We start from the raw sequence: 13,030 nt of genomic DNA on the forward strand, positions 1-13,030 counted from the left end.
GTGGTGAGTTGTGCCCGCGAAGAAGGACCCGGATGCGTCGGTGAGCGTCCCTTGCTTCTACGGCGCCGAGTTGCGCTATCTCAGGGAGCAGGCGGGGCTGACATTGGAGCAGTTGGCCGAGGGGAGTTTTCGAGGGGTCTCGTTCCTCAGCCAGATCGAGCGCGCTGAGCGTCGGATGCCGGTCGACTTGGCCCGCCATGTCGACCGGAGATTGGGGACGAACGGGTTCTTCGAGCGCCGGTGTGAGGACACCGCGAAGGCTCGGAGTCTGGGGCATTCGCAGAACTTCGAGGATGTGCCTGATCTGGAGAAGCAAGCGGAGTCGCTGGAGGAGTGGCACCCCCAAGTCGTTCCCGGCCTGCTTCAGACAGAGGCGTACATTCGGGGCTTCATCCGTGTGGTGGCACCCGAAACACCGCCGACGACGGTCGAAGAGCGCGTCAACGCTCGCATGGCGCGGGCGGAGTTGTGGAAACGCGCTGACCGGCCCACCTACTGGGTGATCCTGAAGGAATCGGTCATCCGGGACGCGGCGCTTCCCGCATCTGTGATGGCCGAGCAGGTGGAGCACATCGCCGCGCTGATCCGCTCTACACAGAGCATTTTGCAGATCGTTCCGGCCACAACCCTTTGGCACCCCCTCATGCACGGCATGGCCAAGATCATGACCTTCGCTGATGCACCGCCGCTGGTGTGGTCGGACACCAACTTCGTGGGTCAGATGGTGGACTTCCCGACACTCATTCATCGGTACCGAAGGTCGTACAATCTGCTCAGGGCGGTGGCACTCCCACCGGATGCTTCCCTGACTCTGATCGACGAAGCAGCGAGGACCTACAGAGATGAAGCTGAACGCAGGGGCTGAACTACACGGCGCGGCCTGGCGCAAGAGCAGCTTTAGTGATGAGGACGGCGCTGACTGCGTCGAAGTGGCCACGAACCTCCCCGGCGTCACCCCGGTCCGTGACTCCAAGGCTCCCGCCGGCCCCGCCCTTGTCTTCTCCGCAAACGCCTGGGCCGCCTTCGTCGGTGCCGTGAAGGCGTGACGAAGGCGGCCCAGAATCAGGCGGCGCGTGCTCAGTAACGCGGGCGGTTGAACCACGCCTTGCCGTTCGCGTTGCCCGCGAAGATGGCGATCAGGATGCCCATCACGATGTGGACCACGCCGAGGACCGTGAAGATCAGGGCGAAGACGGCCGTCAGGATGCCGAAGACCAGGATCGTGATCCTGACCCCGTTACCACCCGAGTTGAACTTCGTGGCGAGGACCGCCGCCCACACCAGCCAGGCCAGCGCGAGGAACGCGATGCCCCACATCAGCCCCACGGGGTAGTCGGCGATCGCGCCGAGCGTCTCGTCGTCCTCGGCCGAGTTCGCGGCGACCGCGGCGAAGCCGTAGAGGGCGGTGCCGATCACCTGGAGACCGACGATCACCCAGAGCAGGATCCGCGCGGTGTTCACCGTGCCGGGCATCGTGGTCGGCGCCGGGGCGCCCGCGTACGCGCCGACCGGGGGCGCCTGCGGGTAGCCGTACCCCGGCTGACCCGGCTGCTGCTGCTCCGGGTAGCCCGGCTGCTGCTGGCCACCCTGCGGTGCGCCGTAGGGGTTGTTCGGGTTCGGGTCGCCGAAACTCATGGCGGTCGTTCCTCCGTTGCTCTGCTGGGGACGCGCGTGGCGTGGTGCGGAGGAAAGGATTCACAGGAAGCGGTTCGTCCCCCCGGTACTGCCCGCGGCACTGTGCTCCACATCGTTCTTCAGCGGTCACGGGATTGTCCAGCCGCGGGCGGGATGTGTTGTGCAAGTGCAACATCACCGATCTTGGGAGGAACGCCATGGGATGTGCGTCACAGAGCCGGATTGGTACCGGGGGGTGGTCATCCGGGAGGATGGGGCCATGACCGCCCAGATTCTCGATGGCAAGGCCACCGCAGCCGCGATCAAGTCCGATCTGACCGTCCGCGTGGCGGCGCTGAAGGAGAAGGGGATCACACCGGGCCTCGGCACGGTCCTGGTGGGGGACGACCCCGGCAGCCGTAAGTACGTCGCGGGCAAGCACCGCGACTGCGCCCAGGTCGGCATCGCCTCCATCCAGCGCGAGCTGCCCGCGACCGCCACCCAGGAGGAGATCGAGGCGGTCGTCCGCGAACTGAACGAGGACCCGGAGTGCACCGGGTACATCGTGCAGCTCCCGCTGCCCAGAGGCATTGACGAGAACCGGGTCCTGGAGCTGATGGACCCGGACAAGGACGCCGACGGACTGCACCCCATGAACCTCGGGCGTCTCGTCCTCAACGAGCCCGCCCCGCTGCCCTGCACCCCCAACGGCATCCTCACCCTGCTCCGCCGCTACGGCGTCGAGATCAAGGGCGCCGAGGTCGTGGTCGTCGGCCGCGGGGTCACCATCGGCCGCCCGATGCCGCTGCTGCTGACCCGTCGTAGCGAGAACGCGACCGTGACCCAGTGCCACACCGGCACCCGCGACCTCTCCTCGCACCTCAAGCGCGCGGACATCATCATCGCCGCGGCCGGCTCCGCCCATCTGATCCGTGCCGAGGACGTCAAGCCGGGCGCGGCCGTCCTCGACGTCGGTGTCTCCCGCAGCGCCGAGGGCAAGATCGTGGGCGATGTCCACCCCGACGTCGCCGAGGTGGCCGGTTTCATCTCCCCGAACCCGGGTGGCGTCGGCCCGATGACCCGGGCGCAGCTGCTGGTCAACGTGGTCGAGGCGGCGGAGCGCAGTGTCGGCTGAGGGCAGGTCCACACGTACGGGCACGGACGACGACCTCGCGGTGAAGGACGACGCCGCGACCCTCCGGGACGACATCGACGGCGCGGACGGCGCGGACGGCGCGGGCAGCGCGGACGGCGCGGGCGGTCGTGCCGACGGCTTCGGTGGTGGTGAGGACGAGATCCAGGTCGTGGACCCCGTCAGCGCGCCCGACGCCCAGGGGCGGCCACGGCGTACGACCCGGCGCTTCCCGCTCTTCACCCGTGACACCGCGCGGCCCGAGGGCGGCGGTCGGGCGGCGTCCGGTGACGCGCCCGCGCCCGCGCGTCAGTGGCCGATGCTCACCGTGCTGGGCATGGTCGGGCTCGGGCTGCTGATCACGGCCCTCGACGTCTTCCGCATCGGCACCCTGCTCATCGGCGCCGGCCTGCTGACGGCGGCGGTCATACGGTTCGTCCTGCCGAGCGTCGGCATGCTCGCCGTACGCTCCCGCTTCACGGACATCGTCACGTACGGGCTGCTGGGCGTCTCGATCGTGCTGCTGGCGCTGATGGCACAACCGAATCCGTTGCTGGAGATCCCTTTCCTCAAGGACACTTTGCATTTCACCGTCGATCAGTAGCGGTCGCTCGCCGCCTGCTGCGACTATCTCGGCAGTACTGCGTACACCGCGGCGGTCCGTCCTCACCCCCGGATGAAGGACGGGCCGCCGCGGCGTCCCCACGCTCTCCCACCGGAACCGGTCACTCAACGGCTGTGCTGGCGCTGTGGCACGGAAGTGACGGTTCCGCTACCGTGTCCGCGCCTTGTGACTGCGTGGGCGCGGTGCGTCGGCGGGGGCAGTACGGCACCCACAGCACAGCTAATGTGTTTTATCGGGAACGACCAGCACGAACCGGGGGACAGAGGGGGGAAGCAATGCCTCGTTGGAAGGCCCTGCCTGACGAACTCGATCCGCAGATCAGGGAGTTCACCAGCCAATTGCGTCGGCTGGTGGACCGCAGCGGCTTGAATGTCGCCGCGCTCTCCGACCGGACGGGCTACAGCAAGACATCCTGGGACCGCTATCTCAATGGACGACTGCTGGCGCCCAAGGGCGCGATCGTCGCCCTGGCCGAGGTCACCGGCACCAACCCGGTCCATCTCACCACCATGTGGGAGCTGGCCGAGCGTGCCTGGAGCCGGTCGGAGATGCGGCATGACATGACCATGGAAGCGATACGGATCTCGCAGGCGCGGGCCGCGCTCAGCGAGTTCGGTCCGCAGCCCGGCAACGCCAAGGGCAAGACCGCCCGCAAGACGGCGAACCCGACCGCGACGCCGGGGACGGGGCCGGGGACCGGCGCGATACCGGGTTCCGGGACCGGCGCGATACCGGGCTCGGGCTCGGGCGCCATACCGGGCCGCGCGGCGCCGAGCGTGCCGCAGCAGCCGAGCGGGGCGGCGCGGGAAGGGGCTCGCGAGGACCTGGCGGAGGCACTGCGGGAGCGCCGCGAGCATGCGGAGCGCGGTGAGCGTGGCGAACGCGGTGAGCGTGGTCAGGGGGAGCAGCAGCGGGGGGACGAGCCGGGGGGCGCGGGCGCTCCGGGAGTCCGGGGGGCCGGGAAGCACGCCAGGAAAGCGGATCAGTCCGCCAACTCCTGGGGGATCGCCGGGTACGCCGGGCCCTCGCCGAGCGGCCGTCCGGCCGGGGCGGGGAACGCCTCGGGGGGCGCCGCGGGAGGCATGACAGGAGGCACGGCGGGAGGCACGGCAGGGGTCGTGCCGGGGGGCGCCGCGAGGGTTCCCGCGGGGGCGCCCGCGAACGCGTTCCGGCCAGGGCTGGACGCCACCTCCCAGCTCGCTCCCGGGTACGCCCCGGGGACACCGGCCCCGCCGACACCGGCCTCGCCCGCCGGGCCCGCGCCGAGCGGTACGGCCGGGGGCGGTGGCAAGCGGCGGCTGTCGATGTTCCTCGTCGGGCTCGCCGGTGTCCTCGTGCTCATCGCCGCCGCGTTCTACGTGACCAACCAGGACGACGACCGCATCGTGACGACCGACCCGTCGCCGACCCCCAGCGCCGTCGACAGCGCCGAACTGCCGCCGGGCGTGGAGTGCGTCGGCGCGAGCTGTACCGGCAAGGACGCCGAGGCCATGGGGTGCAGCGGTGACCTGGTGACCACCAGCGCGTCGGCCGTCGTCGGCACCTCCACCGTCGAGGTCCGCTACAGCGAGATCTGCAAGGCGGCCTGGGGCCGGGTCACCCTCGCGTCCCAGGGCGCCACCGTCGAGATCAGCGCGGGCGCCGCCACGGAGAACGACACCATCTCGGAGGCCGGGGACACCGGCACGTACACCCCGATGGTCGCCGTGAAGAACGCGGACGAGGCCGAGGCGTGCGTGACGCTCGGCTCCGGCGAGACGGGGTGCACGCAGTAGGGGCGTCCGGCGCGTACCGGGGGGCGTCTGGCGCGTACCCGGGGGGCGTTCCGGCGGGTACCCGGGGCGGGGAGCCGCTGCCGACACGTGTCCACGCCGTTTTCCGGTTCCCGTTGTGGAATGGCTCGGTTGTGGAATGGCTCGGTTCAACCGGGGAAAGCGGAACGGTACCCCCACGGGAGTCCGGTCACAGGATCCCAGCCCGGGCGGCCGTCTCCGTCCCCCCTCTCCCGGACGGACGGCCGCCCTTCCCGTTCCCGGTTCCGGCCATCCCTCATTTCCGGTTCCGGCCATCCGGTTCCGGGGCCCGGCGTCTGTGGGATCGGACACAAGACCCGGACCGTCCCGGCCGCCGGATGCGCGATAGCCTGACGGGCGGATCTCTCTTGACGCCAAGAGATCGATCATCCGCCCGGGGCAGGGACGCCCCACCGCCAGCTGTCATACGGAGAACGCCATGACCCGCACTCCCGTGAACGTCACCGTCACCGGCGCGGCCGGCCAGATCGGTTACGCCCTGCTCTTCCGCATCGCCTCCGGCCAGCTGCTCGGCGCGGACGTGCCGGTCAAGCTGCGCCTGCTGGAGATCACCCCGGCGCTCAAGGCCGCCGAGGGCACGGCGATGGAGCTGGACGACTCCGCGTTCCCGCTGCTCCAGGGCATCGACATCACCGACGACCCGAACGTCGCCTTCGACGGCGCCAATGTCGCCCTGCTCGTCGGCGCCCGTCCGCGCACCAAGGGCATGGAGCGCGGCGACCTGCTGGAGGCCAACGGCGGCATCTTCAAGCCGCAGGGCAAGGCCATCAACGACCACGCCGCCGATGACATCAAGGTCCTGGTCGTCGGCAACCCGGCCAACACCAACGCGCTGATCGCCCAGGCCGCCGCCCCGGACGTACCGGCCGCGCGCTTCACCGCGATGACCCGCCTCGACCACAACCGGGCGCTCACCCAGCTCGCCAAGAAGACCGGCACCCCGGTCTCCGAGATCAAGAAGCTGACGATCTGGGGCAACCACTCCGCCACCCAGTACCCGGACATCTTCCACGCGACCCTCGCGGGCAAGAACGCCGCCGAGGTCGTCAACGACGAGAAGTGGCTGGCCGAGGAGTTCATCCCGACCGTCGCCAAGCGCGGCGCCGCCATCATCGAGGCCCGGGGCGCGTCCTCGGCGGCCTCCGCCGCCAACGCCGCCATCGACCATGTGCACAGCTGGGTCAACGGCACGGCCGACGGCGACTGGGTCTCCATGGGCATTCCGTCCGACGGTTCGTACGGCGTGCCGGAGGGGCTCATCTCCTCGTTCCCCGTGACCTGCAAAGACGGGGTCTACGAGATCGTCCAGGGGCTGGAGATCAACGAGTTCTCGCGCGCGCGGATCGACGCGTCCGTGCGGGAGCTGTCCGAGGAGCGGGACGCCGTTCGCGGGCTCGGCCTGATCTGACGGCTGTCCGCGTCGGTTCGTCCGAGGGCGTGTGGGGGCTGGTCGTCCGGTTCCCCGCGCCCTCAGGACGTGACGACGTGAGGTCGTGAGGTCGTGAGGTCGTGCCTGTGGCGTGGTCATGACGCTCGGGGCGGGGCCGGGTCCCCGCCGGAGAGCCGCCGCGCGAGGTTCTCGCGGAGTCCGGCCAGCCGGTCGATCTCGGCGTCCAGGGCGGCGATCCTGCGGCCCACGACCCCGAAGCCGGCGGCGCCGGGGCCGCCTCCGGCACCTCCAGCACCTCCCGCGTCTCCGGCGCTTCCGGGGCCTGCGGGGCTTGCGGGTCCTGCGGGGCCGCCGGGGCCTCCGGGGTCGACGCCGACGCAGCGGCGAGTCGGGTCCTCGATGAGCAGATGGAGGCGGTCGGCGCAACTGCGCACATCCTCCACCGTCAGCCCGAGCGCCAGCAGTTCGCGGATGACACGGACCCGCGCCACCTCACCGGGCCCGTACTCCCGCTGCCCCGAGGCCGTACGCGCGGGCGGGGGCAGCAACCCGCGCTGCTCGTAGAACCGCAGTGCCCTCGCCGTGGTGCCGGCCGCAGCCGCCGCTTCACCGATCCGCACCGTCTCCCACTCCCACTCCCCGTCCGCGCGCCCGCGCCCGCCGCTACAACTCCACGACGACCGCCCCGAAGTGCCGTCCCCCGATCAGTTCCTCCAACGCCTGCGGGGCGCGGTCCATGCCCGCGATCCGGGTGTGCGGGAAACCGATCGCACCGGAACGCAGCCACGCGCCGAAACGCCCGGTCCACTCCTGCTCCACATCAGGATGGTCCGCACCGCTGTACCCGCGCAGCGAGACCCCCTTCACCACGACGCGGAAGGCATCGATCTCCACCGGCGCGCTGCCACCCGCCCGCCGCGCCGACATCTGCCCCGACAGCGCCCCCACCAGGGCGAAACGCGCACCCTGCCGGGCCGCGCCGAGCGCCGCAACCAGCTGCTCGCCCGTGACGGTGTCCACCAGGACGTCGATGCCGTCGGGCGCCGCCTCGGCCAGCTGGTCCGCCACGGACCCGGCCCCGCGCAGCACGACCGCGTCGTACCCCAGTTCGGACACCAGCCGCTCCGCCTTCCACGGCGAACCGGTGCTGCCGATCACCCTCCCGGCCCCCAGCAGCCGGGCGATCGGCCCCGCCAGGGAACCCACCGCTCCCGCCGCGCCGGTCACGAAGACCACATCACCGGCGCGCACCTCGGCGAGACGGGTCAGCGCGCCGTAGGCCGTCGAACCCTGGGACAGATACGCCACCGGATCGGGCAGGGTGCCGTCCAGGGGCGCGCACTCGGCGGCCGGCACCAGGGCGTACTCCCGCCAGCCGCGCAGATGCGACACGACGTCGCCCACCCGCAGCGCACTGCCGGCCGGGGCGGCGACGACCTCGCCGACGGCGGGCCCGAACAGGGTGTCACCGGGGCGCAGCGCGGGCAGCGGCACTCCGTCGACCTCGCCGCCGATCAGGGTCCGCAGACCGGGGAAGACCAGGAAGTGCCGGTTGCGGACGAGTACCTGCCCGGCTCCTGGCTCGGGCAACGGTGTCCCGACGAGGGTGAAGTGGTCGCGCGTGGGCAGCCCCTCGGGGGCCGAGGTGAGCCGGACTTCGCGGGAGACGGTGGGCAGGGTCGCACTCATACGGGGCTCCTGAACGGGGGTTCGGGCGGTACTCGGCGGACATAGTCAGCAACGAAAAGATCAGAAGGGATCAGAAGGAGAACTCGGCTGAGGTCCGCACTTGGGTGCGGTGACGTTAACCCTTGACCCGCGCGTCAGGGGCAAGCCCTTCCGGCCATCCGCCTTCGGGGCAAGATGTGGCCATGCGGCGTACGGGAAGCGCCGCACCCCCCTATGCTGATGCGTCTTCAACTCGCGTTTACACGCGGACAATTCACTCCTCGGGGGAGTCGTGTGAGTACCGCTCACGTACCTTCGCAACCGCAACCCCACCCTGTGCCTACCGGCGCCCCGCCCTCAACACCCTCCTTACCCGCACCGCCCTCGCCCCCCACGCCGCCGCACGCCAGCGAGGCCACCCGGCTGCTGTGCGCCGGGACCTATCTGGACGCGGGGTTCCGGGACACGGTGATCGAGGAACTGCACCTCAACGAACAGCGGATCGCCCCGCCCTCCCTCGGCTACGACGCCGCCCGCGTCCTCGCCCACGCCCTGCGCGCCCGGCGTCTCGAACTGGCCTGGGCCGGGGCGATCGTAGGACTGTGGATCGTCGGCCTGGTGGTGACGGACATGCTGCTGGCCGGCTATCTGCTGCCCGGCGTGCTGCTGGCCATGGCCAACTACGTGCGCGGGGAGTCCGACCATCCGCCGTTGGCCCGCCGCTTCGCCGCGTTCCTGACGCGCTGGCTCGGACGGATCGTCTTCGCCCTGTTCCTGCTCTCCAACGTGCTCCTCGCCTTCGGCGGGACGGACGACTCCTCGTCATCCGACTCGTCCGGCTCATCCGATTCCTCCGACCCCTACGCCTCCGACTCCGGTTCGTCCGACGGGCCGAGCTGGTGGGACCTCCTGCGCTTCCTGCTCCCCGCCACGGCCCAGTTCGTCGGCGGTAGCCCCGACGTGAAGCCGATAGAGGCATGGGTCGCCCTGATCATGTTCGTCGCGGTCGCCCTGTGCAGCGGGGTCCAGCGCAGCCAGTTCGCCCGTTCGCTCGGTGCCGAGCTGGCGCCCGACCGGTTCCCCGACGCCATGTCCGACCCGGCCGAGAGCGCCGAGGGGCGGCGCTTCCAGCGGCTCAAGGACCGGATCCGGGTCGAGCAGCACAAGCCGCTGATCATGTACAGCGAGACCCATCCGTTCTGCGGCGCGGGCGGCGCGTACGACACCTGGGTCCTCGCCGTCGAACTGCGCCCGGACGACGAGACGGAGAACGGCACCGCCGCCCGCCCGCTCAGCAACCGCGTCGTGCTCGACACCATCCGCCCGCTGCTCGAAGGGCTGCGACTGCCCGCCGAGTACGCCGGGGACGGGGTTCGCGACCGGCTGCGCTGGCTGGAGATCGATGAGTGCGTGTTCCTGCCCGCCGAAGGGCTGCTGCGGCGCGAGGACGCCCCCTTCGGCCAGGAGGACTTCGAACGGCACCGGGCCCGCGCCGTGGAGGAGGGCGCCGAGAAACGCCGCCACTTCCTGCGCGTCCGGGTCGGCGGCTGGGAGGAGGAACTGGTCGTCACCGTCTTCGTCCGCGTCCACACCCAGGGGCGGATGCTGATGCTGGAGATCGCCCCGCACGTCCTCCAGCCGATCCGCGCCGACTTCAAGGACAGCGACCGCTCCGCCCACCGCTTCCGCAACAACAGCTCGCTGGGCAAGGCGACCTGGGCGGTCGGACAGGTGCCGGGCTCGGCCGTACGATCCGTGGTCACCCTGTTCCAGGGCGCCACCCACGGCTGGGCGCTGCTCACCGGCGGCTACTCCGGCGCGCTGCCCGAGGGGCCCGCGCTGTCCGTACGTGAACTGGGCGCCGCCGCAAGCGGATCGCTCTTCCAGCAGATGGACGTGGACCGCTATCTGAAAAGCGTCCAGGACCGGATCGCCAACGGGGTCAAGACCGCCCTCATCGCCCACGGCTACCAGACGGGCGAGTTCGTACAGAAGGTGGTCAACATCAGCAACGGCGGGGTGCACATCGGCTCCGTCAACGACAGCACCTTCGCGGTCGGCTCCGACGCGCGGGCGGAGTCCTCCAAGAACGACACGGGCAGCAACAGCCCGAGCAGTCCGAGCAGCCCGACGAACACAACAAACGCGATGAACACAACAAACGCGACGAACGTGATGACGAAGGGGGACGACGCATGACGGCCAGGGACGAGGCGGACCGGAACGGGGCGGCCGAGCCGGCGGTGCGGCTGGGGGATGTCTCCGGGAGCACCTTCGCGATCGGCAGCCACGCGCACGCCGAGAGCCACCACGGGGCGACCTCCCGGACCGATCCGGCGGTGGAGCAACTGCGCGTGGGCGTAAGGGAGTTGCGGTCCGACCTGGCCCGGTTACGGGCGGATGGGCGGACCGCCGAGCTGGACGCCGAACTCGCCGGTGCGGAGGACGAGATCAACCGGACCGGCGCGGTGACGCCGACCCGGCTCCAGCGGCTGCGGCAACTGCTCACCGACTCCGAGGCGCTGGTGGGGCTGTTCGCCTCGGCGGCGGCCGTGGCGGGAGCGGTGGCAGGGCTGTTGTGACGGCGATGGTGAGGGGGAGGGGTGGTGCGGGATGAGCCCCGGAGAACGGTTCTGGAACGAGGAGACCCAGCGCTGGGAGGAAGGCGACCAGCGATCGGCGCAGGTGACGCCGCCTCCGCCACCCCGGCCTGAGTATGTGCCGGAGGGCGGAGTACCGGGTGGGGTACCGGGTGGGGTGCCGGGTGCGGTACCGGGTGAGGTGCAGGGGGGAGTGCCGGGTCAGGATCCCGGGGTGCCCTGGCCGGTCTCCTTCCCGCCGCCCCCGGGCACGCTCCCGTCCCGTCCCGGCTCTTCCTGGAGGGAGCCGCCGAAGGTGTGGGGCGTGGTGGTGGCGGTGGCCGCCGCCGTCGGGGTGGCCGTCGCGCTGGTCGTCGTACAGACCCAGGACGACGGGGGCGGGCGGGCCGGTGGGTCCGCCTCCGTGAGCCCGTCGACAGACTCCTCGCCGACGTCGGAGGAGACGGCCGGGGTCTCGGGGGAGCCGGGGGAGGTGACCGAGGATCCCTACCCGAGCGAGACGCCGACCAGCGACGCCCCGACCACCGAACCGCCCTTCGGCTACGAGGCCGTGGAGGACCCGGCGGGGTTCACGATCGCCGTGCCCGAGGGCTGGGACCGGGAGGCGATCTCTTCCGAGTACGGCATGGATGTCGTCAACTTCCGCAGCTCCGACGGCGGTCAACGGCTCCAGGTCTTCGAGGTCGCCGAGACGTCCGCGTCGGCCTCCTTCGAGCTGTTCCTGTCGGATGAGACCCCCAAGGGGTCCGGTTTCCAGCAACTGTCGTACGACAACCTGGCCACCGACAACGAAGAGGTGGTGGACGGCGCCCAGCTCGAATACCTGGTCGACTCCATCCGCGGCGAGCCGGACGTCGGGACCTGGCACGCGGTCGACGCACGGTTCACGCTCTCCAACGGCGGCCGGTACGCGATCGCCGCCTACGGCAGCTACGAGGACGGGGAGGACGACGAGCGGGAACTGGTCACCAACGCGCTGAACTGGTTCTACGCCTCCTGAGCGCCGGTGCCGCTGCCGGTGCCGGTGCCGCTGCCGCTGCCGCTGCCGCTGCCGGTGCCTGTGCCGCTGCCGGTGCCTGTGTTGTCACCGGCGCCGGCACCCGCGCCGGCACCCGCGCTCTCGCCGGAGCCGACGATGGCGGTGACCCGGATCTCCACGCGCATGGCGGCCAGGCCGAGGACCGTGACGCCGGTCTCCGTCCAGATCGGCGCGCGGCCGTCGAGGCGGCGGCGGAACTGCTCGGCCATGACCTGGTTGTGGTCGTCGCCGATGACGTCATCGCCCGGCGCGACCTTGTGGTACGAGTTGACGTGGATGACGTCCTTCCAGGTCGCGCCGACCGTGGCGAGTGTGCGCTCCACATTGTCGAAAGCCTGGATGATCTCCTCCTCCAGCGCGTCGGGGATGTTCAGGTCGTCATCCACCCCGGCCTGACCGGAGATCTCCACCCGGTCGCCGACGCGCACGGCCCCGCTGTAGCCGAGGGCCTCGTGCAGCTTCTCGCCGTGGCCCGGGGTGATGCCGAAGGTGACGGTGCTCATGACGTTCCTCTTCCTGTCCGCAGGTTCTGCCCATAGGGGCGCGTTTCCCCATGCTTGAGTTCACGCGTAAAGTGAGACTAGCAAACGGTGACTTCAAGCGTAAAGTGATCGCGGATCGATGAGCAGCACAGGAGGGCCGATGAGCGGCATGGCCGAGCACGAGGACGACGAAGAGCTGCGATGGCTCGACGAGCAGGAGAAGGCGGCGTGGACAGGGCTGATCTCCCTTGTCCTGCTGCTCCCCGCCAAGCTGGAGGCGCCGCTGCGGCAGGAGCACGGCCTCACCCTGTTCGAGTACCTGGTGCTCAGCCATCTCTCCGAGGCCCCGCGGCGCACCCTGCGGATGGGAGAGCTGGCCTTTCTCGCCAGCGGGTCGCTCTCCCGCCTCTCCAACGTCGTCAAGCGATGCGAACAGCGCGGCTGGGTCGTACGGACGCCCGACCCGGCCAACGGCCGCTACACCCTCGCCGAACTCACCGACGACGGCTTCGAGACCGTGCGCCTGGCAGCGCCCTCACATCTGCGCTCCGTACGCCGCATCGTCCTCGACTCGCTCAACACGGCCGACCAGAAGGCCCTCGCCCGCATCGCTCAGAAGCTCCGGATCGTCCCCGACGACTTCGGCTGACCACGCCTGGACCGGCG

The 13,030-nt window shown here is 70.6% G+C and carries 13 protein-coding genes and 1 pseudogene; 10 read left to right on the forward strand and 4 right to left on the reverse strand.

Going from position 1 to position 13,030, the window contains the following annotated elements; translation table 11 throughout:
- The first annotated feature begins 10 nt into the window (after positions 1-10).
- Complete coding sequence (locus ACIQNG_RS01935; protein WP_401437511.1) at positions 11-865, forward strand: helix-turn-helix domain-containing protein; 855 nt, start codon at positions 11-13, stop codon at positions 863-865.
- On the forward strand, positions 843-1,046 hold the full coding sequence (locus ACIQNG_RS01940; RefSeq protein WP_401437509.1) for a DUF397 domain-containing protein: 204 nt from the start codon (positions 843-845) through the stop codon (positions 1,044-1,046). Before ACIQNG_RS01935 ends, ACIQNG_RS01940 begins: the two co-directional genes overlap by 23 nt.
- A gap of 31 nt (positions 1,047-1,077) precedes the next feature.
- Here ACIQNG_RS01940 and ACIQNG_RS01945 read toward each other — a convergent pair whose 3' ends face one another.
- Positions 1,078-1,635, reverse strand: coding sequence for a proline-rich domain-containing protein (locus tag ACIQNG_RS01945; RefSeq protein ID WP_401437507.1), 558 nt, complete (start codon positions 1,633-1,635; stop codon positions 1,078-1,080).
- A 259-nt stretch (positions 1,636-1,894) separates the two neighbouring features.
- Between ACIQNG_RS01945 and ACIQNG_RS01950 the strand changes: the two genes are divergently transcribed.
- From ACIQNG_RS01950 to ACIQNG_RS01965, 4 genes are all read left to right on the forward strand, one after another.
- Entirely contained in the window at positions 1,895-2,749 is an 855-nt protein-coding gene (locus ACIQNG_RS01950) for a bifunctional methylenetetrahydrofolate dehydrogenase/methenyltetrahydrofolate cyclohydrolase (protein ID WP_401482228.1), read from the forward strand.
- 160 nt (positions 2,750-2,909) lie between these two features.
- Complete coding sequence (locus ACIQNG_RS01955) at positions 2,910-3,350, forward strand: DUF3017 domain-containing protein (RefSeq protein ID WP_401482508.1); 441 nt, start codon at positions 2,910-2,912, stop codon at positions 3,348-3,350.
- 296 nt (positions 3,351-3,646) lie between these two features.
- The gene (locus ACIQNG_RS01960; RefSeq protein ID WP_401482230.1) at positions 3,647-5,146 is read left to right on the forward strand and encodes a DUF2690 domain-containing protein; all 1,500 of its coding nucleotides are present in this window, start codon (positions 3,647-3,649) and stop codon (positions 5,144-5,146) included.
- Positions 5,147-5,603: 457 nt separating this feature from the next.
- A complete protein-coding gene (locus ACIQNG_RS01965) occupies positions 5,604-6,593 on the forward strand; it encodes a malate dehydrogenase (protein WP_401437499.1) in 990 nt (329 codons plus the stop codon).
- 116 nt (positions 6,594-6,709) lie between these two features.
- On the opposite strand, the gene ACIQNG_RS01970 is transcribed toward ACIQNG_RS01965, so the two are convergent.
- Together ACIQNG_RS01970 and ACIQNG_RS01975 are read right to left on the reverse strand one after the other, a co-directional pair.
- Positions 6,710-7,195, reverse strand: a complete 486-nt coding sequence (locus tag ACIQNG_RS01970) for a MerR family transcriptional regulator (protein ID WP_401482232.1) — start codon at positions 7,193-7,195, stop codon at positions 6,710-6,712.
- 43 nt (positions 7,196-7,238) lie between these two features.
- Positions 7,239-8,264 carry an MDR family NADP-dependent oxidoreductase gene (locus ACIQNG_RS01975; RefSeq protein ID WP_401482234.1) on the reverse strand — a complete coding sequence of 342 codons (1,026 nt, stop codon included), beginning with the start codon at positions 8,262-8,264 and terminating at the stop codon, positions 7,239-7,241.
- A gap of 273 nt (positions 8,265-8,537) precedes the next feature.
- Between ACIQNG_RS01975 and ACIQNG_RS01980 the strand changes: the two genes are divergently transcribed.
- The 3 genes from ACIQNG_RS01980 (at position 8,538) to ACIQNG_RS01990 (ending at position 11,843) form a co-directional block, all read left to right on the forward strand.
- Positions 8,538-10,442: a hypothetical protein gene (locus tag ACIQNG_RS01980; RefSeq protein ID WP_401482236.1), complete on the forward strand. Its 1,905-nt coding sequence runs from the start codon at positions 8,538-8,540 to the stop codon at positions 10,440-10,442.
- Entirely contained in the window at positions 10,439-10,825 is a 387-nt protein-coding gene (locus tag ACIQNG_RS01985; protein WP_401482238.1) for a hypothetical protein, read from the forward strand. The genes ACIQNG_RS01980 and ACIQNG_RS01985 overlap by 4 nt, the downstream gene beginning before the upstream one ends.
- Before the next feature lie 322 nt (positions 10,826-11,147).
- Positions 11,148-11,843, forward strand: coding sequence for a hypothetical protein (locus ACIQNG_RS01990; protein ID WP_401482240.1), 696 nt, complete (start codon positions 11,148-11,150; stop codon positions 11,841-11,843).
- 122 nt (positions 11,844-11,965) lie between these two features.
- Here the strand turns inward: ACIQNG_RS01990 and ACIQNG_RS01995 are convergent.
- A pseudogene (locus ACIQNG_RS01995) lies at positions 11,966-12,385 on the reverse strand (Rid family hydrolase); the annotation flags it as partial.
- Between the two features lie 118 nt (positions 12,386-12,503).
- Here ACIQNG_RS01995 and ACIQNG_RS02000 point away from each other — a divergent pair.
- Positions 12,504-13,013: a MarR family winged helix-turn-helix transcriptional regulator gene (locus ACIQNG_RS02000; RefSeq protein ID WP_401482242.1), complete on the forward strand. Its 510-nt coding sequence runs from the start codon at positions 12,504-12,506 to the stop codon at positions 13,011-13,013.
- Positions 13,014-13,030: the final 17 nt, after the last annotated feature.

Origin of the sequence: Streptomyces sp. NPDC091377, assembly GCF_044757045.1 — a bacterium.
In the GTDB taxonomy this organism is placed as follows: Bacteria; Actinomycetota; Actinomycetes; order Streptomycetales; family Streptomycetaceae; genus Streptomyces.

Bases quoted from the DNA above. Each gene is read 5' to 3' on its own strand.
- ACIQNG_RS01940 (WP_401437509.1), top strand. From the start codon at position 843: ATGAAGCTGAACGCAGGGGCTGAACTACACGGCGCGGCCTGGCGCAAG.
- ACIQNG_RS01945 (WP_401437507.1), bottom strand. From the start codon at position 1,635: ATGAGTTTCGGCGACCCGAACCCGAACAACCCCTACGGCGCACCGCAG.
- ACIQNG_RS01950 (WP_401482228.1), top strand. From the start codon at position 1,895: ATGACCGCCCAGATTCTCGATGGCAAGGCCACCGCAGCCGCGATCAAG.
- ACIQNG_RS01960 (WP_401482230.1), top strand. From the start codon at position 3,647: ATGCCTCGTTGGAAGGCCCTGCCTGACGAACTCGATCCGCAGATCAGG.
- ACIQNG_RS01965 (WP_401437499.1), top strand. From the start codon at position 5,604: ATGACCCGCACTCCCGTGAACGTCACCGTCACCGGCGCGGCCGGCCAG.
- ACIQNG_RS01975 (WP_401482234.1), bottom strand. From the start codon at position 8,264: ATGAGTGCGACCCTGCCCACCGTCTCCCGCGAAGTCCGGCTCACCTCG.
- ACIQNG_RS01985 (WP_401482238.1), top strand. From the start codon at position 10,439: ATGACGGCCAGGGACGAGGCGGACCGGAACGGGGCGGCCGAGCCGGCG.
- ACIQNG_RS02000 (WP_401482242.1), top strand. From the start codon at position 12,504: ATGAGCAGCACAGGAGGGCCGATGAGCGGCATGGCCGAGCACGAGGAC.